This is a genomic window from Streptomyces sp. NPDC006430, assembly GCF_040612395.1.
In the GTDB taxonomy this organism is placed as follows: Bacteria; Actinomycetota; Actinomycetes; order Streptomycetales; family Streptomycetaceae; genus Streptomyces.
The window spans coordinates 204,507-225,822 of record NZ_JBEXQA010000002.1 but is presented as its reverse complement, the minus strand read 5'-3'; the positions used below and the strand labels follow the sequence as shown (position 1 = coordinate 225,822).

Here is a 21,316-nt window from a genome sequence, read left to right as displayed (position 1 = left end):
CTCCCCGCGTCCCGCTCCCCCGTTCATTCCGGGGCGGACTCCGGGTCGTGTCTGGTCGGGTCAAGCCTTGCCGTTCTCCGTCGAGAAGGCCGTCCGGTACTGCTCGCAGCTGGAGTCCCAGCGCAGCGTGCCCGTGAGCGTCCCGTAGCCCGAGCGCGTGACCGACCACTCCACCGTGTACTCGCCCGTGTCGCAGGCGATCCGCTTGCCTCCCGGGACCCTGGCGCGCCCGGTCGCCGGCTGGTCCGTCAGCTCCTGGTGCACCTCCAGCGCCTTGCCGTGGCCCGCGGAGCGCAGGACTGCGTGCACGACGATGGGGTGCTTGCCCTCCTTGGTCGTCAGGGCCTTCTTCACCACCGTCGAGTCCGACACCGCCCACGCGAAGTCGAACGCCGGCTGCCAGGCGAGGGACTTGGGGTCGGCGACCCGCCGCTCGTAGTCGGGGGCGCCCGAAGGACCGGGGCGGGCCACCGTCTTGTACTGGATGCCGGGGTAGAGGCGGAACTGGCCCTCCACCTTGTGCATCTCGTCCTTGGTCCACTGCGACTTCATCGCCTTCTCACCGCCGGAGGGGTCCTGTAGGTAGGTGCCCTCCGCGGCGGTGGCGGCCTGGCCGAGGAGGGGGGCGAGGGCCGCCGCGGCGGTGGCGAGGGCGAGAACGGCGATGCGGGTGCGCTTCATGTCCGGTCCAACGGGGGCTTCCGGCGGGCTGGAACGAGGCCGGGCGGGCTTTCACCCGTACGGGATCGGCGTGCCGGAATATCTCTTGATCGCCTTCAGTTCACCGGGGCGGAGCGAGGAAACGCAGCGACAACAGGGGGTCCCGATGGGTGTGAGCGCGCGAGCGGACGCGAGTGTCAACGGCACGGTCGCCGCAGGTTGGGAGCCCGTGCGGGATGAGTTCGAGGCCTTCGTCGCAGCCGAGGCGCACTCCCCCGAGGCGCAGTTGGTGGTGTACCGGGGCGACCGCCGCGTGGTCGACCTGTGGGCCGGTGCGGACACCGACGCCGACACCCTGACGGGGGTCTACTCGATCACCAAGGGCGGGGCGCACCTGGTGGTGGCACTGCTCGTCCAGGACGGCGTACTGGAGCTGGAACGCCCGGTGTCGGCGTACTGGCCCGAGTTCACCGGCGACGGCAAGGAACGGCTGACGGTGCGCGAGCTGGTCTCGCACCGGTCCGGGCTGCTCAACACCCCGGAGGGCTTCGACTACGAGGAGATCGCGGACGACGCGCTGGTCGCGGCGCGGCTGGCCGCGCAGAAGCCGTACTGGGAGCCCGGGACCGCGTACGGCTACCACGCCTTCGTGATCGGCGCGCTGATCGGCGAGCTGGTGCGGCGGGCCACGGGCAGGTCCCTCCAGGAGGTATTCGAGGAGCGCATCCGCGCACCGCACGGCCTCGACCTGTACATGGGCCTGCCACAGGCGCTGGAGGACCGCTGGAAGCCGGTCCTGGACATGCTCCCCACGCCCGATCAGCTGGCGGCCCAAGCGGCGGACGACCGGGTGATGCCCGAGCTGCTGCCGGTCGCCTTCAACGCACACCGGGAGCCGCCGATGGACCTCGTGGCCTTCGCCAACCACCCGAAGGTGAAGGCGATGGGCCCGGCCTCGGCCGGCGGCATCGGCACGGCGCGCGGTGTCGCGGGGATGTACGCGGCGGCGATCAGCGGCCTCGGCGGCCGGGCCCCGCTGCTGGCGCCGAAGACCGCGGCCGAGTTCGCGCGGCTCCACACCCCCGGCGACGACCGGGTGACCCCGTTGGCGGACCACTTCGGCCTGGGCTTCGAACGGCAACCCGCGGTCGGCCCGCAGGCCTTCGGGCACTGCGGCGCGGCGGGCGGCCTGGGCTGGGCCGACCCGGCGACCGGGATCGCGTACGGGTACACGCGCCGCCGGTTCGGCTTCCCGGGCGGGGCCGCCCCGGAGAACGACCGCCTGGCGGCGGCGGTCCTGGGGGCGGCGGCGCGGGAGCCGGCGGCTCAGGCCTGACCGGTTTCGAAGCGGCTGATGCGGCCGTCTCCGGTCACGCTGAACCTCCATGCGGTGCGCATCTCGCCCCACGTGCCGTTGCGGTAGCTGACGACGAGGGCGCAACCGCCGTCCGACTCCGACTCGACCATCCGCGCGCCCGCCGGAGGACGACACCGGAGCGGGGTCCGACGCAAGAGCCCGGCCCCGGCGGAGGACCGCTGGGGCCGGGCTGATGGTGCGTCTCGTGGGCCGTGCATGCCCGGGATCAGTGGGAGAAGGACTCCTGCGGAGCCTGCGCCGCCTTGCCCTCGCCCGCGCCCCCGGCCGAGGCCGGACCCGCGCCCCGCAGCGGGACCTCCTTGACGAACCAGGCGGCTGCGAAGCCCAGTACGGCGATGGCGGCGCCGAGCAGGAACGCGGAGTGCGTACCGGCCGCGACCGCGTGCTGGTAGGCGTCCCGCACCGTTTCGGGCAGCTTCGCCAGGCTGGCCGCGTCGAGCCGGGCGGCGCCGGAGGCCTGGGCCGCCTGCGGGCCGAGGCGGTCGGTCATGGTGTCGGTGACCTGACTGGTGAACAGCGAGCCCATCAGGGCCACGCCGAACGAACCGCCGAGCGTACGGAAGAGGGTGGCCGAGGAGGACGCCACACCCATGTCCTTCATCTCCACGCTGTTCTGCGCGACCAGCATGGTGATCTGCATCAGGAAGCCGAGGCCGGCGCCGAGGACGGCCATGTAGAGACCGGAGGTCAGGCGGCTGGTGCCGGTGTCCATCGTGGCGAGCAGGAAGAGTCCGACGACCATCAGCGCGCCGCCGACGATCGGGAACACCTTGTACTTGCCGCTGCTGGTGGTGATCCGGCCCGCGATCAGCGAGACGATCATCATCGAGAGCAGCATCGGGAGCAGCAGCAGGCCGGAGTTGGTGGCGGAGGCGCCCTGGACCGACTGCTGGAAGAGCGGGAGGTAGAGCACGCCGCCGAACATCGCGAAGCCGACGAGGAAGCCGATCACCGACATGAGCGTGAAGTTGCGGCTGCGGAAGATGTGCAGCGGCATGACGGGCTCGGCGGCCTTGGTCTCGGCGAAGAGGAACGCGCCGATGGACGCGACGCCGAGGATGATCAGGCCGACGATCTCGCCGGAGCCCCAGGCGTACTCGGTGCCGCCCCAGGTGGTGACCAGCACCGTGGAGGTGATGGCGACGGTCAGCAGGGCCGCGCCGAGGTAGTCGATCTTGCCCTTCGCCTTCTTCTTGGGCAGGTGGAGGACTGCGGTGACCATGGCGAGCGCGACGGCGCCGAGCGGCAGGTTGATGTAGAAGGACCAGCGCCAGCCCATGTGGTCGGTGATGGTGCCGCCGACGAGCGGACCGCCGATCATGGCCAGGGCCATCACGCCGGCCATCATGCCCTGGTACTTGCCGCGCTCACGGGGCGGGATCAGGTCCCCGATGATCGCCATGACGCCGACCATCAGACCACCGGCACCGAGGCCCTGGATGGCGCGGAAGCCGATCAGCTGCCCCATGTCCTGGGACATGCCGCTGAGCACGGAGCCGATCAGGAAGATCACGATGGAGGTGAGGAAGGAGCCCTTCCGCCCGTACATGTCGCCGATCTTGCCCCAGATGGGGGTGGAGGCGGCCGTGGCCAGCGTGTAGGCGGTGACCACCCAGGAGAGGTGCTCCAGACCGCCGAGCTCGCCGACGATCGTGGGCATCGCGGTACCGATGATCATGTTGTCGAGCATGGCCAGCAGCATCGCGATCATGAGCGCCATGAGGACGACCCGAACGCTGCGCGGCTTCACCCCCTCGGAGATCTCCGCCGCTTTCGTCTTCTCAGCCATGTCCACTCCCCGTTGCACACCCACGGCCGACCACTTACTTGCCGCCCGGCTAGTTCACTACACTGGGGAAGTTAGACCGGGCACTAGCCGGGCGTCAAGTAAGTAGTGTGGGGAGAGCCATGTCCAGCAGCAGTCCGCAGGCGCGCCGCGGCAACACGCGCCAGCGCATCCAGGACGTCGCACTGGAGCTCTTCGCCGAGCAGGGGTACGAGAAGACCTCGCTGCGCGAGATCGCGGAGCGGCTGGAGGTCACGAAGGCGGCGCTGTACTACCACTTCAAGACCAAGGAAGACATCATCATCAGCGTCTTCGAGGACCTGACGCGACCCATCGACGAGCTGATCGCATGGGCGGAGCAGCAGCCGCGGACGCTGGAGATGAAGTGCGAAGTGCTGCGGCGCTACAGCGAAGCGATGGCAGCGGGCGCTTCGCTGTACCGCTTCATGCAGGAGAACCAGGCGACGATGCGGGAGCTGAGCATCGGCGAGACGGTGAAGCGGCGACTGTTCACCCTGGTCGAGCTGCTCCGCACGGAGGACGGCCGGCTGGCGGACCAAGTCCGCTGCGCCAGCGCCTTGTTCACGCTGCACGCGGGCATGATGTTCCTCCAGCACGTGGAGGCCGACCCGGAGGAAACCCGCCAGGCGGCCCTGGAGGTCGCCACGGACCTGATCATCCAGGCTCACCGGACGCCCTCATCCCCCGAGACCCTGACGCGCCGAAGCCCCGAGGCCCCGACCCTCTGACGCCCTGACGCCGCACCGCCCCTACGTCGCGATGCCGCGGCGTCGCGATGCCGTGACGCCCTATGGACGCACCGATCTCACTCGATCCGGGGGTTTGGGTCCGGATTCACTACTCTCCGTAATCGGAACGGCTACTTTTGGTGAAGTGCGCCGGGTGGGACAGGCCCGCGGCGCCTGAGCCGAAGGACAGGACCATGCCCGCACCGCGACTCGCCCTCGCTCTCGCCGCAGTCACGGCGCTCGCCACGCTCACCACCACCCTGGCCCCGGCGTCCGCCGCTCCCGCTCCCCCGCCCCTCGACTACACCGCCCTCGGAGACTCCTACAGCGCCGGCGCCTTCGTCCGCCCCTGGACCGCCGATGACGGCTGCGGTCGTTCCGCCCTGAGTTACCCCCAACAGGCCGCCCGCCGCCTCAACGTACGACTCACCGATGTCACGTGTTCCGCCGCCGAGGTCAGATCCGGCCTCCTGGGGCCACAGACCGAGCTGACCGGCCCTCCGTCCGTCCCACCCAAGAACGGCTGGGCGCCACGACCGGCCCAGATCAAGGCCGTTACCGCCACCACCGATCTGGTCACCGTCGGCATCGGCGGCAACTCCATCGGCTTCCTCGACATCGTCAAGACGTGCATCGCCCAGGGCATCGCCACCCTCGGCCTCGGCAGTCCCTGCGCCACCCACTACACCCACGGCCCCGGCACCACCCCGCTCAACGGGAAGTTCACCGCCCTGGAAGCGGACTTCGCGACCGCACTCAAGGACATCCGAACCAGAGCGCCCCACGCCAAGGTGGTGGTCGTCGGTTACCCGGCCATCGTCGCCGACGGCACCGGTTGCACCTGGGGCTCCTGGCGCGCGCTCGGCACCGTGACCAAGGGCGACATGCCGTTCCTCGACACCCTCGAACGGCGATTGAACATCCTCCTGCGCACCCAGGCGCAACGCGCCGGCGCCGTCTACCTCGACACGTACGCGTCCAGCACCAGCCACGGCGTCTGCGCCGGGCCGGACCAGCGCTGGATGTACGGGATCAAGGACAGCCTCACCGGCTCCGGCACCCAGAGCGACCCGCCCTCCGACCTGTGCCGCCTGGTCCCCGGCGACGGAGACGCCTGCACGGTCCTCCACCCCAACCTCCGCGGGACCACTCACCAGGCCGATCTGGTCACCCAGGCCCTGGCCAAGATGGGGGCGACACGGAGATGACCCGAGACGCCCGAGGGAGGAGCGGGCCAGGAACCGCGAACGAACTGCACCGACCACCGAAAGGGACGGATGCCGGGGTCGACCAACAGCCCGACCCTAGGGCGCCGTGGTGGAGATGAAGGTGGTGAGGTTGTCGGCATAGCGGTCCGGGTGGGTGAGGTGGGGCGTGTGGCCGTCCCCGTCCAGGGTGCGAACCTGCGCCTGGCCGAGGATTCCCGCCAACCGGGTGACGATCACGGGGAACCACGGCGGACTCTCGGTGCCGGTGGTCAGCATCACGGGGCCGGGGAAGCCGGCGAGGCGGTCCAGGTCCACGGTGTTCCAGCCCGGATCGGCCTGTTCGTCGGCGAAGGTGGGGGCGTTGCTGACGAACGTCTTCCTGATCGGCTCCGGCAACTGGTCCCACGCGCCCTTCCCGAAGGCCACCTCCTCGACGAAACGGCGGGCCCCGGTCTGGTCGTCACCCGCACGGAGCGAGTCGAGGACGCCGGCAATGGCGACCGCCGTGGCCGACATCAGCGGGCGCAGTTCGGGGTCGTCGGCGACGATGTCCAAGAGCGGCGGCTCGTGGGCGGTGAGGCTGCGCAGCAGTTCGGGACGGCGGGCGGCGAGACCGAGCGCGACGGAGGCGCCGAAGGAGTTCCCGGCGACGTGCGCCGGGGCGCCGAGCATCTCGATGAATGCGGCGAGGTCGTCCTCGTCCTGCATGCGGCTGCCCTGGCCGGGCGGGCGTTCGCTGAGGCTGTGGCCCCGGCGGTCGTAGACCAGGACGGTGAACGAACGGGCGAGGCGGGGCAGGACCCGCTTCCAGCCGAGGTGGTCGCTCCAGGAGCCGTGGACCAGGACCAACGGCGCCCCCTCGCCCCGGATCTCGTAGAAGAGGTCGACGCCGTTCACACGGGCCCGTGGCATGCCTGGTCTCCTCACCGGTGTCCCGACGTTTCCCGGGAGACATACCGCGGGCCGGAGCGGTCCACCCGACAGATACGGCAGGCTCACACGTCCGGGTCAGCCGATGCGGCGGTCCTCAACGGAGATCGGGACGTCGTTGATGCTGGCCTCGCGGCGACGCATCAGGCCGTTCTCGTCGAACTCCCACTGCTCGTTGCCGTGACTGCGCCACCACTGACCGGTGGTGTCGTGCCATTCGTACTCGAAGCGGACGGAGATGCGGTTGCCGGTGTAGGCCCAGAGCTCCTTGCGCAGCCGGTAGTCGAGCTCGCGCTCCCACTTCTCGGCGAGGAAGGCGCGGATCTCGGCCCGGCCGGCGAGGAAGCGGTCGCGATTGCGCCAGACGGAATCCTCCGTGTAGGCGAGGGCCACGCGCTCGGGATCGCGACTGTTCCAGGCGTCTTCTGCGGCCCGGACCTTGGCGCGGGCCGATTCCTCGGTGAAGGGGGGCAGGGGCGGGCGTAGGGCGGGGGCGGGAACGTGGGTGGGGGCGGTCATGTGGTCACCTCGGCGAGAAGAGGAGGAGAACGATCGTTCTCGACCATAGAGAACGACCGTTCTCGACGCAAGCCATACTGGGATACGCTGCCGTCATGGACGACGAAGAGGCCCGCACCCGGCTACTGGACGCGGCCGAGGCGCTGTTCTACGCCGAGGGAATCCAAGCCGTAGGCATGGACCGCATCCGCACCGAGTCAAGCGTCCCGCTCAAGCGGCTCTACAAGATCTTCCCGGCCAAGGAAGCGCTGGTCACGGCCTACCTGGAGCGGCGCGACCAGCGCTGGACCGCAAGCCTGCGGGCCGCGGTGGCCACGTCCACCGACCCGATCGCGGCCGTCTTCGACTGGCTGGCGCAGTGGTTCTCGGAGCCGGACTTCCGGGGCTGCGCGTTCCTGAACGCCCACGGGGAACTCGGCACCGGCCTCGCCGCCGTGCTGGACGTCGTACGCCGCCACAAGGCGGGGCTGAGGGAACTGTTGGCGGAACTGGCCGGCCCCGGCCGGGAGGAACTGGCGGACCAACTGCTGATCCTGGTCGAGGGCGCCACGGTGGTGGCGGCCCTGGACCCCGGCCCGGAACCGGCGCGGCGCGCACGGGAGGCCGCGTCGGTCCTGGTGCGGGAGTCCCCCAGGACCTGAGCCGGACCCCCGCCGCGGGATTCCCGGGACCGGCGACTACTGGTTGCCCGTGGTGCGCGGGAAGGTGATCTCCACGCGACGGTTCTTCTTGCGGCCTTCCTCAGTGCTGTTATCGGCGATCGGGTAGTCCTCGCTGTAGCCCCGGACGTCGTAGATGACGCCGGGGCTGGTGACGGTCTTAGCGAGCTCCGCCTGCACGGCATCGGCCCGCTGCTTGGAGAGCTCCTTGCCGTGCTCGTAGCTGCCCTGATCGTCGGTGAACCCGAAGACCCGGACGCGGGTCGCCTTCTGCGTGTTGATCTCGTTGGCGATGGCCTGTATCCGGGCAGCGGCCTGGGCGTTGAAGACGGCACTGTTCTCCGGGAAGAGCACCTCGGACTGAAGCGCCATCATCACGGTCTGATTGGTCTCCTGCCGACGCTGCTCCCCGCCGAGGTCTTCGACGACCTCGGCGATGTCCAGGACCTTGATCGGAGCGAGGGTTCCCCCTTGGGGGATCTTCAGCCCGGGCGAGTTCGAGTCGATGGGCACGGGAGCGGAGGCCGACGGCTCCGTTCCGGGCGGAACGGAAGGCTTGACGCCGTCAGCGTGAGCGCCGGTCGCACCGATGAAGTGGACCCCGGCGATGACGAGCCCGACAACGGCTGTGGATGCGGACAGACGGTGGCGTTTAGTCATGGGGTCACCCAGAGATTTTGATGGTCGCCGTCGCGAAGGTGGGGAGGCTGAATTCTACTTCCGAGGTGGTCGCCGGAGGTGCTGGGAACTGGACGAAGAAAGGAAGCTCCTTACCGGCGCCGATCGAGTTGACGCCGGTGGTGCACAGACACCTTCCATCGGTGTCACGCAGAACGTAGTAGCGCTTCTTTCCCACCCTGTCTACCAAGGTCGCTCCTGCGACCGACTCGCCACTACTCGTAAGCTCATTGCCGCGCCAGGCTGTCGTGTGATTGAAGTCCTTGCTTCCCGTGTTCTTGAGCTGTCCACTCACCGTGAGGAAGCCGCCACCATCCCGCTTCGCCTCGGTCACTTCGAGCAAGATCCCCTCTTCACCGCCCACCGAGGCGATAACCGACTGAGGGGCAGCGTTCTGCTTGCCCGCCGGAGACTCCTGCGGGCTGCCTGCCGACGGCTTGGGGTCGGAAGAGCCCTGCGCATCCTTGGGCTTGTCCTGAATACCTCCGCATCCGGCCAGCGTGAGGGCCAAGACCGCCGCAACGGCAACGCCCGCTCCGCCGCGGACCTTCACTGTGTGCCGCATGCTCATCTACGCCGATTCCTTGTCTGTCGTTCGCTGTCAGTCGACCAGTCGTACACGAAAGAGCACCCTCGCCAGCTGAGACAGAGAGCCTGGTTTCGCCGGATCTAATGCAAAGGGCTTCCCACCACACACGAACGTGACGTTTCCTGGCCCAGGTGACGGGGCTGGGCTTTGGGCAGGGGTGGAGGTTGGGGTCGGGGCAGGTATGGGAGCAGAGCGGAGAGAGCACCGCGGCTCGATCACAGCCTTGGCCGTGGCCTTTCCGCGCACGACCCCCGTCCCCGGAACAACCGAGTTTCCGACAGCATCGTTCGTAGTGACCCGTACAGTGAAACCAGGGATGTCCGGTTCACACTCCGCAGTGGCATCATTCAGGGCAGCGAACTCAACAGCCTTTCCACAGGCAGCCTTCACCTTCAGAAGATCGCCGTTGGCGATCTCCTCCCAGTCTGCAGGTCTGAGGTCAGTCAAATTGACACCCTCGAATGCATTGTCCCGGGCTTCGCGCGCAGCTGCTAACACCGCAGCGTCCGCCGCACCTTGCGCATTGCTGCGGGTCACACCGGCCATGCCCACCGCGAAGAACGCCAACGCGGCAAAGAGCAGAGCTGCCACCACCACGATGTAGATGGGGAAGGCCTGACCTCGGTCAGCGCTTTTCCGTGCGGTCACTTTCCGGCTGTTATCGCACTGATCTGATCCTTGATCTTGTTCGTGATGGACTGACCAATGCCCGTGCCGACGATTGCACCGATGATCACTACGACCACCAGGATGATCCCCAGGTACTCGAAGGCCGTCTGGCCGCGATCCCGTGTGCCCTTTCGGGCATAGCGCTCGCGCATCCTCGCCAGGGTGTTCTGCAGCATGGGGGGTCCCTCCCGGTCGGGTGCCGCTGTCGATCTGCGGACCGTACGGCGAGTGACGAGTCGTAACCAAGGGTCCCGGGACCCAATTACGGACCCAATGCGCACTCCGTCTACCCATGGCCGGTCACTCCTGGACGGGCGGTTCCCAGCCAGCGGGCTATCGCTTCGCTGCGCGTGGTGCTCCGGAGTTTGGCGAAGATGCGGTTGATGTGGTTCTTGACCGTCTTCTCGCTGATGAAGCACGTGGCGGCGATCTGCTGGTTGTTCATCCCGGACGCGATCAGATCCATGATCTCCACCTCCCTCGAACTCAGCCCGAAGACATCGGAGTTGACGGCCCTCTCGGAAGACTGTCCCACAGATCGTTGCGGTTGCGAAGAGGACCGGAGTTCGGCGAGCAGAGCGGTTGCGGCCGTCGGGGTGAAGTGGGCGCGGCCCTCGCGGACGTCGCGGACCGCTCGGACCAGGTCGTCGGCGGTGAACTCGCCGTGGACCAGGTAGCCGCCCGCGCCGAGGAGGAGTGCTTGTCGGACGATCTCCGATTCCCGGCTGTACGTCAGCATCAGTACGGGGGCCAACTGCACCAGGTGCGGGAGCGCCGAGATGCCGTCGACGCCCGGCATGCGGACGTCCAGCAGGATCACGTCGGGCAGGTGCTGGCGCGTCAGGCTCAGTGCCTCGCGGCCGTCCGCCGCCTGGGCGGCGACCTCGATGTGGCGCGCGGTGGCCAGGAGGGAGGCGAGGCCCGCCCGTACCACCGGGTTGTCGTCGGCGATCAGGACGCGCAGCGGCGGCGTCACGGGCCGGCCTCCGGGGTCAGGGCCGCGAGCGGGAGGTCCAGGCGGACCTGGGTGCCGGGGCCGGTCGGGCGGGGGCCGATGTGGAGGTGGGCGCCGATCGCCGCCGCGCGTTCCGTCATGCCGAGCAGGCCGAAGCTGCCCGCCCGCACGAGGGTCGGCAGGTCGATGCCGCCGCGGGGGAGGCCGCAGCCGTCGTCTTCCACGGTGAGGGTGAGGTGGATGTCGTCCACGGTTGCGGAGACGGCCGTGCGCGAGGCTCCGGCGTGGCGGCGCGCGTTCTCCAGTGCTTCGGAGGTCACGGCGAGGAGGTGGCGGGCCACCGGTGACGGAACGACGGGCAGGACGCCGTGCGTGCGGAGTTCCGTACCGGCGGCCAGCCGGCGGAGTTCGCCCAGCAGGCAGACTCCCGGGGCTTGCGCATCGCGCCGCAGGTCGGTCAGGAGTTCCCGGGACTCGGCCACGGCGCGGCGGGCCGCGCCGGAGAGCAGTGCGGCCTGGCTGCGGGCGGCGGCCGGGTCCGTGGTGCGGGCCAGGGCGTCCGCCGCCAGGGCCAGGCCGTGCAGGGTCTTGGACACCGAGTCGTGCATTTCGCGGGCCAGGTGTTCGCGTTCTGCGCGCACCGCCTCGGCCACGGCCAGGCGGGCGCGGGTCTCGGTGAGGGCCTGGCTGGCCGCCCCGAAGCGGAAGAGGAGGTCCCGCAGGCAGGCCCCGGCCGCCCCGGCCAGCAGGCAGAGGCCTGCCAGGGTCAGGGCCAGGGTCAGCACTTGGGCCTGGGCCTGCGATGACCAGGCCACGATCAGCGCTTGCAGGGCCGCGTAGGGCGCCGAGCCGCGCCAGCCGTAGACCAGCCCGGCCAGCAGTGGCGTGCACAGCGAGACGAAACCGAGCGGTGACTGCGGCGTCGCCGTGACCAGGAGCAGGGTGCTGAACGCCATGTCCGGTGCCAGCAGCCACCGGTGGCGCAGGAGCAGCGGCCCGAACCGCTCCCAGTCGCGGAAGAGGGCGTACGACAGCATGAAGGTGAGCAGGATCGCGCCGGCCACGAGGTACGTCGGTCCCCCGCGCGCGGTGCGCCCCAGCGCCAGCGGCGCGCCCAGGCCGATCATCACCATGCGGAACGCGAAGACCTGTCGGCACAGGGCTTGGAGGGCGTTGGCCTGGAGGGCGGGCGGCGGGTCCGCCGAACCCGCCGGGCCGACCGCCGACGCCCGCCGGGACCGCAGCAGCGCGGTGTCCAGTACGGCCATGGCTCACCCGCCCCCGAGCATCGCGCCGAAGTCGACGTTCGCCCCGTACACGAATCCGCAGACCAGCAGGATGAGGGTCCCGGGCAGCATGAACATGGTGACGGCGAAGGTGGCCTTGGGGACGGCGCGGGCAGCGCGGCGGCGGGCGTTCTGGGCGTCGGTGCGGCGCATGTCCTCGGCGATCGCGATGAGCGTTTCGACGATCGGCGAGCCCAGCTCCTCGCCCTGTTGGAGGGCGGTCACGAACTGGGCCACCTGCTCGGAGTCGTTGCGCCGCCGCAGTTCGTCGAAGGCCTGGCGGCGACTGACGCCCATGTCCATCTGCTGCAGGGTGATGCGGACCTCGTCCGACCAGGGGCCCTCGTACTTCGCCGCCACGCGCTCCAGCGCCTGCCGGAAGCCGAGGCCCGCGCTCACCACCACCGCCAGCACGTCGAGGAAGTCGGGCAGGGTCCGCTCGATGTGGTCGCGGCGGACCCGGATCGCCGACCACAGGCCGACCTCGATCCAGAACAGGCCGAAGGCGACCATCAGCAGGGCGGGTACGAGCTGTCCGTTGATCAGCATGGAGAAGGCGCCCAGGGCGCCGAGGAAGCCGTACACCGCACGGCGCGCCGCGTACCGGTCGATGGTCAGGCCGGCCGGGTTGCCCGCCATGTCGATCTGGCGTCGTTTGCGGGCCACCCGGTTCGGGCCCATCAGGCGCAGCACGAGCGGTGCCCAGCGGATGCCCATCCGGTCGACGGCCGAGCCGACCGCCGTCGTACGGGTGGCGCCGACCTCCAGGGCGAGCGCCAGGTCGCTCGGCAGTTTGGTCTCGGCGCGGTAGAGCCGGATGCCGTGGAAGGCGCCGAAGACGGATACGCCCACGATCACGGCCAGCAGCAGTGCGATCACGTCGTCCGCCCCCTCACACGTCGATCTTCGAGAGCCGACGGATCAGGACGAAGCCCAGGGTGAAGAGCCCGAGCGCCACCAGCACCGCCGTCTGGCCGATGAACGCGCCGGTCATCCGGTCCAGCGCTCCCGGCATCATCACGTTCACCAGCAGCAGCGAGCCGAGGCCGATCGCCGGGACCAGGTACGCCGTCACCGTCACCTGGGACAGCTGGGTGCGGATCTCACGCCGCGTCTCCTTGCGCTGTTCCAGCGTCACCGTGAGGTTGCGCAGGCTGCCGACGATCGCGCCGCCGGCCCGCGCGGACAGGACGAGGGTGGAGACCAGCACGACCAGTTCCCGGGAGGGCAGCCGTTCGGCGATCTCGCCCAGCGACTCCTCGATGGAGTGGCCGACGGCGAGCCGGTCGGCGACGCGGGAGAGCTCCTCGCCCGCCGGGGCCTCCAGTTCCTCGGCCGCTATGGCGATGGCCGTGCGCAGGGCCAGTCCGGCCTGGGTGGCGTTGGCCAGGATGCGGGCGAGTTCGGGGAGTTGATTGATGAAGCGTTCGGTACGGCGCGCCCGCTGCCAGTTGAGGAAGGCGTCCGCGGCCCAGAGGCCGATCAGGCCGGCCACCGGGCCGAAGAAGGGGGCGAGGAAGCTCGCCGCGAGCAGCCAGGTACCGGCCACGGACAGCAGCATGTAGACGAAGAACTCGCCGGGGGTGAGGTCCAGGCCGGTCACGGCCAGCTTGACCTCGATCCGCTTGCCGAGCGCGGTCTTGCGCAGGCGCCGGTCCACGCCGGGGAACCGGCGCCTGCGTCCCACCGGCTCCGGGGCGCCGTCGGTGGCGAGGCGTTCGACGAGGGCGGCGCGCTGGGCGCGGCCGGCGGCGTAGGCGTGAACGCCCACGACCACGAGGACGCAGGCCAGCAGCGTGGCGCCGAGGGTGAGGAGGATGAGTGGGTTCACAGGGCTGTCCGAGTGGCGAGCTGGTCGTCCGACGTGGCGACCCCGAAGGCCTGCGGGATCGGCTGGTTGTTCATGTAGAGGCGCTCCGCGATCGGGCGGGGCAGCGGGTGGTACGCGAAGTAGCCGTGGACGCGGCCGTCGGCACCCATGGGCTGGGCCACGAAGCGGCAGACGGTCGTGATGCGGAAGGGCTCGCGACCGTGCGAGTCGAGGATGGAGATCTCCGTGATGCGGCGCGATCCGTCGCCGAAGCGGGTCAGTTGGACGACCACGTTCACCGCGCTGTTGATCTGGTCCTGGAGGGCCTCGAAGGGGACTTCCACCTCGGACATGGAGGCGAGGGTCTGGAGGCGCATGAGGGCGTCCTCGGCGCTGTTCGCGTGGACCGTGGCCAGGGAGCCGTCGTGGCCGGTCGACATCGCCTGGAGCATGTCGAGCGTCTCGCCGCCGCGGACCTCGCCGACGATGATGCGGTCGGGGCGCATGCGCAGGGAGTTGCGTACGAGGTCGCGGATGGTGATCCGGCCCTTGCCCTCCACGTTCGCCGGGCGGGATTCGAGGCGGATGACGTGCGCCTGCTGTAGCTGGAGCTCGGCGGAGTCCTCGATGGTGATGATCCGCTCGCCCTCCGGGATCAGACCGGACAGGGCGTTGAGGAGCGTGGTCTTCCCGGTGCCGGTGGCCCCCGACACGATCACGTTCATCTTCGCCTGAACCAGCCCCGACAGGAGAAGCAGCATCTGCTCGTCCAGCGAGCCGAGGCCGATCATCTCGTGCAGGGTGAACGCGCGCGGGAAGCGGCGGATGGTGAGCGTGGCGCCGGTCAGCGAGAGCGGCGGGATGATCACGTTGACGCGTTCGCCGCTGGGTAGACGGGCGTCGACCATCGGATTGGCCTCGTCCACGCGGCGGTTGACGGTGGAAACGATGCGCTCGATGGTCTGCATCAGCTGGTCGTGCGAGGCGAAGCGCAGGGGCAGCTGTTCCACCCGGCCGGCGCGCTCGACGAAGATCTGGTCGGGTCCGTTGACCATGATCTCGGAGATCGAGGGGTCTTCGAGGAGCGGTTCGAGCACGCCCAGGCCCAGCGCCTCGTCCACGACCCGGCGGATCAGCTGCGCCCGCTCGACGGTGGAGAGGACCGGCCCCTCACGGCTGATGATGTGGCCGAGGACGCGTTCGAGCCGGGCCCGGCGCTCGGCGGGCGCGAGCGCCGACATCTCGGCGAGGTCGATCTCCTCCAGCAGCTTCGCCCGGTACGCGGAGACCAGCCGGCCGTCCTCGCGGGGACCGTGCCGGTCGTCCGGGGTGTTGACCCGGGAGCGCAGGCTCATGGTCGGGGGCCCTTCGGGTCGTCGTTGGGCATGATCGCCGTGGCTCGGGCCTCCGGGATGGAGAGCCCGGGCACGATGGAGTTGATCGGGATGACGGCGATGGCGGTGACGGCGTCGTCGTCCTTGCTCACGTCGACCTTCGCCCCGAGGCTCGCCTTGACGGCCGCCTCGCCCGCCGCTTTGCCGCCGCTGCCGTGGCGGGCCTCCACGCGCGCGGCGGTTCGGGCGGCCGTGTCGGCCTGTTGGTGGACGTACCCGACCCAGCCCAGTTGGATCCCGCAGAGCGCGACGAACAGGAGGATGGGGACGAAGCCGATGTACTCCAGGGCCACTTGGCCCCGGTCCATCCCCGCACGGCTCGCCCTGCCCGCATGGCCGGCCCTGCCCGCACGGCCCGCCCCGGCCGCGTGGCCCGCCCCGGCCGCGCCCGCCGTCGCCGCGTGGCGGTCCCGCGCCGCGGAGCTCCATTTCCGGTGCCGGTTCATGTCACTCCTTCTCCGTCGCCGAGCCGCCGACGCCCTCGATGGGGACGCCGACGTCGAGCCCGGGGTAGAGCACCGGCAGGTTCAGCCGCACGGTCGCCTTGTAGACGTCGCCCGACTCCTGGCAGAACGCGGACATCCTCCAGGCACCGCCGATGTGCCGCGCCGCGGCCTCCTCGCACGCCGCCTCCCCGTGCACCGCCCCGACCCGCGCCGCCTCGTCCGCCGCGTTCCCCGCCAGGGAGAAGGCGTACCCGATCAGTACGCATTCCCACACCGCCGCCACGAGCAACAGGATCAGCGGCACCATGCCGACGAACTCGACCGCCACCTGGCCGCGGTCGCACCGGACACCCCGGACGCCCCGGACGGGTCTGCACACGGGCACGTGTCAGCCCTCCCGGCCGCGGCGCAGCCAGGGGCCCACCGCACCCCGGTCGCCGCCCCGCAGACGTGCCACCGGACCGGGGGCCCGTACTGCGAGGGCTGCTCCGGGGGCACCCGGAGCGGCGGGTTGCGCGTCTGCCGAGGCGGGCTGGGCCAGCAGGCCCAGTTCGCCCGCCAGCGCCCACAGCGCCTGCTTCACGCTGGAGCGGTTGTCGAGGTCCTGGACCCGCCCCGCGTCCACCACTGCCTGCAGTTCCTTGAAGGCCGCAGGCACGGGGGTCCGGGTGGCCCGCGTCTTGGTGATCTTCTCGATCAGCGAGGGCTGGATCTCCGTGTGCTTCGTCCAGCGGTTGACCACCATCGCCGTGTCCTCAGCCTTGCGGACCTGGAGCCGCTCCCACATCCGTACCAGCCGCTTGGCCGCCCGTACGGAGAGCACGTCCGGCGTGGTGACCAGGACCGCCACGTCCGCCATCTCCACCGCCGCGGCGTTCGCGCCCGTCACCTGGGTGCCGCAGTCGATGACGACCAGTTCGTACCGGCTGCGCAGGGCGCTGACGATGTGTCGGGCGGCCCGTTCGTCGACCTCCTCGCCGCGTTCGCCGTCCGCCGGGGCCAGCAGCAGCGCCAGCCCCGTCCGGTCGTCGTACACCGCGTCCTGGAGCACCCGCGGCGAGATGTCGTGGATCCCGGCGAGGTCGGCGATGGAACGCCGGAACTGCACGTCGAGGTACGAGCCCACGTCGCCGGCCTGGAGGTCCATGTCCACCAGTGCCGTGCGCCGCCCGGCGGCGGCCGCGGCCAGGGCGAACTGCACGGCCGTGAGGGTGGCGCCGACCCCGCCCTTGGCTCCGGTGACCGTGACGACCTTGCCGCCGGGGCCGGTGAACACGTCGGCTCCGCGGCCCAGGTGGCGGCGTACCCCCACGGACCACTGGGCCGCGGCCTGGACACGGGCGGCGAGTTCCTCGTACGCGAGCGGCAGTCCGATCAAACCTCGCGCGCCGGAGTCCATCGCGGCCGAGAACAGTGCCGGACCCGCGTCCGAGGACACCAGCACGACACCCACCGCCGGGAAGCGCAGGGCGACCTCACGGATGAGGTCCAGTGCGGGCACCGGGCCGATCCGCTCGTGGACGAGGACCACCTCGGGCAGCTCGTCGATGGACTCGGCGGCCAGCCGCCCCAGGGTGTCCAGCAGCGAGGTGGAGTCGGGGACCGGTGCGCCAGGCTCGGCCGTGGGGAGCTGGCTCAGGAGGGTGGAGATGGCGCGGGCGGCGTCCGGGTCGCCGACCGCGGGGAGGATTCGGGTGGTCATCCGGGCCTCACTTGTCCCCGTCGAGGGTGTACGTGCGGTCGCCCGCGCCGGGCGCGGAGTCGGTGCCGGGGGCCACCAGGGCCAGGCGGACGTGCTCCGCGAAGGACTCGGCGTACGCGACGCGCTGGGTGTCCTTGGTGTTCAGGGCGAACGTGATCGGGACCGCCTCGGCGGGGCCCTTCTTGTCGCTGTCCTTGTCGAGGGCGGTGAGCTTGCCGACGTTGAGGACCCGGGCGTTGGCCACGATGATCACCGACCGGGAGGGCTCGGTGTCCTTCGCGCCCTTGAAGGTGGCGATGATGTTGACCTTGGCTCCGGAGTAGATCTTGCCGGCCACGCCGGTCGCCGCGTCGATCATGATGGCGATCTCCTGCTCCCCGGGCTGGAGCTGCGGCTTGTCGACGAACATGTCCGACTGGAGCAGCGAGCCCTTCCGCAGGGTGGTGAGCGCGATCTTGTCCTTGAGTCGGCTGAGGTCGGTGACGGCCGTCTCGGACAACCAGCGCTTGGGGATGGAGACTTCCTCGAACTGGCCCGCGGACAGCGGGCTGTACGGCGCGATGTCGCCCTTGGCCCGGTACGCGACGACCTCGGCCCCGACCTTGGAATTGACGTCGCCGATCACCACGAGGACTCCGCCGAACGCCGCGAGGGCGCACAAGACCGACAGGAGCAGCAGGATGACGCCGCGGCGCTGGCGTGAGTTCATGTGCCGTACTACCTCGCCGTTCTTCGTTCGTTCGGGCCGGTCAGTGTCTTGGTCGGGAGGAGCCCAGGGAGCTGGGGAACGTCGGGGACGCCGTTCGGCTCGCGTCCTCGATCGGAGGCGGTGCGGCAAGCGGAGCGGCGCAGAAGCCGCAGCGGTCGCCGATGAGTTCGAGGCCGCACCAGCGGCACTCCTCGCGGCGGACGGAGGCGACCAGTTGGTAGAGCACGGCCGGGTCCGGGATGGCGGCGGCGAACTCCACGAGCTTCGGCGTTGCCCACCAGACGGGCGAGTCGGCCGGCAGCGGGTTCTCCATCACACCCTGGACCCGCCAGGCGGGCGCGAGTTCGGACGCCACCCAGTCGGAGGCGAGTTGGCCACGCGCGAAGGTGAGGTGGGTGGCGAACTCGGGGCCGGGCGGCAGCCCGACACCCCCACGGGCCCCGCCCCCGTGGGCCCCGCCCCCGCGCGCCCTGCCGCCCGCAGCGGACCCCGACCCGGATGCCGAGCCGCCGAGTTTGACCAGGTGTGGGGTCGGATGGGCCAGCACGGCGAACTGCGCGCTCGGTGACCACGACCTCGCGTGGGCCTTGAGGCTGACGGCGACCCGGTCCAGCTTGGCGACCGATCCCAACAGGGCCCCCGCGTAGATGTAGTGGGACAGCAGCCGGGCCGCAGAGGCGACCACGCCGGGGCTGAAGTCGCAGACGCTGAGTTGGCGCAGTTGACGTACCAGGAGGGCCGTGCCCAGGGGGGGCAGGTCGATGTCGAGGAGCGCGATCCGGTCGGTTTCCAGGATGGCCCGTACGGTGTGCAGCCGCCGGACGGTGGTCGGCGGCAGCCAGGGCGGTACGACGACCACGAGATGGCCGTGGCGTTCCAGCAGGGCGCTGGTCTCGGCGAGTGCGCCGGCCAGGTCGAGCTGCCCCGGCGGGTGCAGTACGGCGGCCGGCGGCGTGTGCCGGTCAGGGGCCGGCAGCACCAGATCGGCGCTGGTGACGGCAATGGCGGTCGGCACGCGAATCCCCCTGTTCACCCCGTACGCCCCATACGTCGGCGCGGCCGTCACGTCCGCGCACCCCTGCGCGACCGCAAACGTCCGACGCCACTCCCCCTTGCTCCAGCACCATATCCGCGTCGTCCCTGGCAGGGCAGGGCCTTGGGAATTCCCGTGCGGCAAGCGCATGTCACAGGTGGCGGGAAACCCGGACAACCAGGATCGGACGCCCCATCAATTCAAGCCACATTGCAAAGAGTATTGACACAAGGATTGGTCTGGACCAACTTGAGTGCGGGGTCTCCCACTCATGCCCCCGGGCGTTCCCCCACCCGTTCCACCCCTCCCTCCACATCCCCTTCTCCCCCCACGGAGACCACGTGAACCGCATACGCTCCCTCGCCCTCCTGGGCGCCGCGACCCTCGCCGCCGGCGGCCTCACCGCCCTCGCCACCGGCACCGCACAGGCCGCAGACGTCAACGTCGTCCGTAACGGAGGCTTCGAGTCCGGCCTCGCCAACTGGACCTGCACCGCCGACAGCGGGGCCGTCGTCTCCTCCCCCGTCTCCTCCGGGGCCGGCGCCCTCAAGGGCACCCCGTCGGGCCAGGACAACGCGCAGTGCAGCCAGACCGTCACGGTCAAGCCGAACTCGACGTACACCCTCAGCGGGCAGGTCCAGGGCTCGTACGTGTACCTCGGCGCGACCGGGACCGGCACGCAGGACGTCTCCACCTGGACCCCCGGCTCGGGCAGCGGCTGGCAGAAGCTCTCCACCACCTTCACCACCGGGCCCAACACCACCCAGGTCACGGTGTGGACGCACGGCTGGTACGGCCAGCCCGCCTACGTCGTCGACGAGTTCAGCGTCTTCGGCCCGGACGGGGGCGGCGGCACCGACCCCGGCCCGTCCGTCCCCGGCGCGCCGGCCGGGGCCGCGGTTTCCGGCCAGAGCACGAACGGGCTCACCCTCTCGTGGAACGCGGTCAGTGGGGCCACCGGCTACTACGTCTATCAGGACGGGGTCCGCGTCCGGACCGTGTCCGGCTCCCCCGCGCAGATCACCGGACTCGCCGCCGCCACCTCGTACTCCTTCCAGGTGAGCGCGTACAACGCGGCGGGCGAGGGCCCCAAGTCCGCGGCGGTGACCGGTACGACGACCGGTGGCGGGAACCCGAACCCGAACCCCTCGGTCCCCAAGCACGCGCTGACGGGCTACTGGCAGAACTTCAACAACGGCGCGACCGTCCAGAAGATCTCCGACGTCTCCTCGCAGTACGACATCATCGCCGTCTCGTTCGCCGACGCCACGACCACGCCCGGGGCCATCGCCTTCACCCTCGACTCCGCGGGTCTCGGCGGCTACACCGTCGCCCAGTTCAAGGCGGACGTCGCGGCGAAGAAGGCGGCCGGCACGTCAGTCGTCCTCTCGATCGGCGGCGAGAAGGGCACCATCTCGGTGAACGACTCGACCTCCGCGAACAACCTGGCGAACTCGGCGTACGCACTGATGCAGGAGTACGGCTTCAGCGGGATCGACATCGACCTGGAGAACGGCCTCAATCCGACCTACATGACACAGGCGCTGCGCTCGCTGTCCGCGAAGGCGGGCCCCTCGCTGGTGCTCACGATGGCGCCGCAGACCATCGACATGCAGTCGACGGCGGGCGGCTACTTCAAGACGGCACTGAACGTCAAGGACATCCTCACCGTCGTCAACATGCAGTACTACAACAGCGGCTCGATGAACGGCTGCGACGGCAAGGTCTACTCGCAGGGCTCGGTGGACTTCCTCACCGCGCTGGCCTGCATCCAACTGGAGGGCGGCCTCGACCCCTCGCAGGTGGGCATCGGCGTCCCGGCCTCACCGAGCGGCGCGGGCAGCGGGTACGTCTCCCCGACCGTCGTGAACAACGCGTTGGACTGCCTCACCAGGGGCACGAACTGCGGATCCTTCAAGCCGTCGAAGACCTACCCCGGGCTGCGCGGCGCGATGACCTGGTCGACCAACTGGGACGCCAAGGCGGGTAGTACTTGGTCCAACGCGGTGGGTCCGAAGGTTCACAGCCTGCCCTAGGCGGTACGTGTGGGGGTGGCCTTCACGGGAATCTGGCCGGTTTTCGGCCCTTGACCGGGACATGCCACAAGAGCACGCTGTGCGCGTCCGCACGGCTACCCCACACTCCCACCCAGGAGA

At 70.2% G+C, this 21,316-nt stretch carries 23 protein-coding genes and 1 pseudogene; 5 read left to right on the top strand and 19 right to left on the bottom strand.

The genetic code is table 11. The features are described 5' to 3' along the window. Window positions 1-60 precede the first annotated feature (60 nt). Window positions 61-681, bottom strand: a complete 621-nt coding sequence (locus tag ABZZ20_RS04150) for a hypothetical protein (RefSeq protein WP_356866512.1) — start codon at window positions 679-681, stop codon at window positions 61-63. Window positions 682-826: 145 nt separating this feature from the next. Between ABZZ20_RS04150 and ABZZ20_RS04145 the strand changes: the two genes are divergently transcribed. Then, a complete protein-coding gene (locus tag ABZZ20_RS04145) occupies window positions 827-1,996 on the top strand; it encodes a serine hydrolase domain-containing protein (RefSeq protein WP_356866510.1) in 1,170 nt (389 codons plus the stop codon). On the opposite strand, the pseudogene ABZZ20_RS04140 reads toward ABZZ20_RS04145, so the two are convergent. Both ABZZ20_RS04140 and ABZZ20_RS04135 read right to left on the bottom strand, forming a co-directional pair. Further along, window positions 1,987-2,124: pseudogene (locus ABZZ20_RS04140) on the bottom strand (nuclear transport factor 2 family protein); the annotation flags it as partial. The gene ABZZ20_RS04145 and the pseudogene ABZZ20_RS04140 sit on opposite strands and share 10 nt — an antisense overlap. 119 nt (window positions 2,125-2,243) lie before the next feature. Next, window positions 2,244-3,827, bottom strand: coding sequence for an MDR family MFS transporter (locus tag ABZZ20_RS04135; RefSeq protein WP_356866508.1), 1,584 nt, complete (start codon window positions 3,825-3,827; stop codon window positions 2,244-2,246). A 119-nt stretch (window positions 3,828-3,946) separates the two neighbouring features. Between ABZZ20_RS04135 and ABZZ20_RS04130 the strand changes: the two genes are divergently transcribed. Both ABZZ20_RS04130 and ABZZ20_RS04125 read left to right on the top strand, forming a co-directional pair. Further along, complete coding sequence (locus ABZZ20_RS04130) at window positions 3,947-4,573, top strand: helix-turn-helix domain-containing protein (protein WP_356866506.1); 627 nt, start codon at window positions 3,947-3,949, stop codon at window positions 4,571-4,573. Window positions 4,574-4,767: 194 nt separating this feature from the next. Continuing rightward, the gene (locus ABZZ20_RS04125) at window positions 4,768-5,781 is read left to right on the top strand and encodes an SGNH/GDSL hydrolase family protein (RefSeq protein ID WP_356866504.1); all 1,014 of its coding nucleotides are present in this window, start codon (window positions 4,768-4,770) and stop codon (window positions 5,779-5,781) included. 96 nt (window positions 5,782-5,877) lie between these two features. Here ABZZ20_RS04125 and ABZZ20_RS04120 read toward each other — a convergent pair whose 3' ends face one another. Then, window positions 5,878-6,693: an alpha/beta hydrolase gene (locus ABZZ20_RS04120; RefSeq protein WP_356866502.1), complete on the bottom strand. Its 816-nt coding sequence runs from the start codon at window positions 6,691-6,693 to the stop codon at window positions 5,878-5,880. Window positions 6,694-6,789: 96 nt separating this feature from the next. Beyond that, on the bottom strand, window positions 6,790-7,230 hold the full coding sequence (locus tag ABZZ20_RS04115) for a nuclear transport factor 2 family protein (RefSeq protein ID WP_356866500.1): 441 nt from the start codon (window positions 7,228-7,230) through the stop codon (window positions 6,790-6,792). A gap of 95 nt (window positions 7,231-7,325) precedes the next feature. Between ABZZ20_RS04115 and ABZZ20_RS04110 the strand changes: the two genes are divergently transcribed. Then, the gene (locus ABZZ20_RS04110; protein WP_356866498.1) at window positions 7,326-7,871 is read left to right on the top strand and encodes a TetR/AcrR family transcriptional regulator; all 546 of its coding nucleotides are present in this window, start codon (window positions 7,326-7,328) and stop codon (window positions 7,869-7,871) included. Window positions 7,872-7,907: 36 nt separating this feature from the next. Here the strand turns inward: ABZZ20_RS04110 and ABZZ20_RS04105 are convergent, their stop codons facing one another. The 14 genes from ABZZ20_RS04105 to ABZZ20_RS04040 form a co-directional block, all read right to left on the bottom strand. After that, window positions 7,908-8,549, bottom strand: a complete 642-nt coding sequence (locus ABZZ20_RS04105; protein WP_356866496.1) for an OmpA family protein — start codon at window positions 8,547-8,549, stop codon at window positions 7,908-7,910. A 4-nt stretch (window positions 8,550-8,553) separates the two neighbouring features. Beyond that, the gene (locus ABZZ20_RS04100; RefSeq protein ID WP_356866494.1) at window positions 8,554-9,138 is read right to left on the bottom strand and encodes a hypothetical protein; all 585 of its coding nucleotides are present in this window, start codon (window positions 9,136-9,138) and stop codon (window positions 8,554-8,556) included. A 30-nt stretch (window positions 9,139-9,168) separates the two neighbouring features. After that, window positions 9,169-9,804, bottom strand: a complete 636-nt coding sequence (locus ABZZ20_RS04095) for a pilus assembly protein TadG-related protein (protein WP_356866492.1) — start codon at window positions 9,802-9,804, stop codon at window positions 9,169-9,171. Beyond that, the gene (locus ABZZ20_RS04090; protein ID WP_356866490.1) at window positions 9,801-10,001 is read right to left on the bottom strand and encodes a hypothetical protein; all 201 of its coding nucleotides are present in this window, start codon (window positions 9,999-10,001) and stop codon (window positions 9,801-9,803) included. Before ABZZ20_RS04090 ends, ABZZ20_RS04095 begins: the two co-directional genes overlap by 4 nt. Before the next feature lie 110 nt (window positions 10,002-10,111). Continuing rightward, a complete protein-coding gene (locus ABZZ20_RS04085; RefSeq protein ID WP_356866488.1) occupies window positions 10,112-10,801 on the bottom strand; it encodes a response regulator transcription factor in 690 nt (229 codons plus the stop codon). Continuing rightward, window positions 10,798-12,048 (bottom strand): histidine kinase, encoded by a 1,251-nt coding sequence (locus tag ABZZ20_RS04080; RefSeq protein ID WP_356866486.1) that lies wholly within the window; start codon window positions 12,046-12,048, stop codon window positions 10,798-10,800. The genes ABZZ20_RS04085 and ABZZ20_RS04080 overlap by 4 nt, the downstream gene beginning before the upstream one ends. Window positions 12,049-12,051: 3 nt before the next feature. Next, window positions 12,052-12,942, bottom strand: coding sequence for a DUF5936 domain-containing protein (locus ABZZ20_RS04075; protein WP_356867203.1), 891 nt, complete (start codon window positions 12,940-12,942; stop codon window positions 12,052-12,054). Window positions 12,943-12,958: 16 nt separating this feature from the next. After that, window positions 12,959-13,897, bottom strand: coding sequence for a type II secretion system F family protein (locus ABZZ20_RS04070; RefSeq protein WP_356866485.1), 939 nt, complete (start codon window positions 13,895-13,897; stop codon window positions 12,959-12,961). Beyond that, the gene (locus ABZZ20_RS04065) at window positions 13,894-15,231 is read right to left on the bottom strand and encodes a CpaF family protein (RefSeq protein WP_356866483.1); all 1,338 of its coding nucleotides are present in this window, start codon (window positions 15,229-15,231) and stop codon (window positions 13,894-13,896) included. The genes ABZZ20_RS04070 and ABZZ20_RS04065 overlap by 4 nt, the downstream gene beginning before the upstream one ends. Next, on the bottom strand, window positions 15,228-15,716 hold the full coding sequence (locus ABZZ20_RS04060) for a TadE/TadG family type IV pilus assembly protein (RefSeq protein ID WP_356866482.1): 489 nt from the start codon (window positions 15,714-15,716) through the stop codon (window positions 15,228-15,230). Before ABZZ20_RS04060 ends, ABZZ20_RS04065 begins: the two co-directional genes overlap by 4 nt. 1 nt (window position 15,717) lies before the next feature. Beyond that, window positions 15,718-16,044 carry a TadE family protein gene (locus ABZZ20_RS04055; protein ID WP_356866480.1) on the bottom strand — a complete coding sequence of 109 codons (327 nt, stop codon included), beginning with the start codon at window positions 16,042-16,044 and terminating at the stop codon, window positions 15,718-15,720. A gap of 60 nt (window positions 16,045-16,104) precedes the next feature. After that, window positions 16,105-17,418 (bottom strand): AAA family ATPase, encoded by a 1,314-nt coding sequence (locus ABZZ20_RS04050; protein WP_356866478.1) that lies wholly within the window; start codon window positions 17,416-17,418, stop codon window positions 16,105-16,107. A 7-nt stretch (window positions 17,419-17,425) separates the two neighbouring features. Continuing rightward, window positions 17,426-18,127: a Flp pilus assembly protein CpaB gene (gene cpaB, locus ABZZ20_RS04045; RefSeq protein ID WP_356866476.1), complete on the bottom strand. Its 702-nt coding sequence runs from the start codon at window positions 18,125-18,127 to the stop codon at window positions 17,426-17,428. Window positions 18,128-18,167: 40 nt separating this feature from the next. Next, on the bottom strand, window positions 18,168-19,142 hold the full coding sequence (locus ABZZ20_RS04040) for a hypothetical protein (RefSeq protein ID WP_356866474.1): 975 nt from the start codon (window positions 19,140-19,142) through the stop codon (window positions 18,168-18,170). Window positions 19,143-19,528: 386 nt separating this feature from the next. On the opposite strand from ABZZ20_RS04040, the gene ABZZ20_RS04035 reads away from it, so the two are divergent. After that, entirely contained in the window at window positions 19,529-21,196 is a 1,668-nt protein-coding gene (locus tag ABZZ20_RS04035; protein WP_356867201.1) for a glycosyl hydrolase family 18 protein, read from the top strand. The last annotated feature ends 120 nt before the right edge of the window (window positions 21,197-21,316 follow it).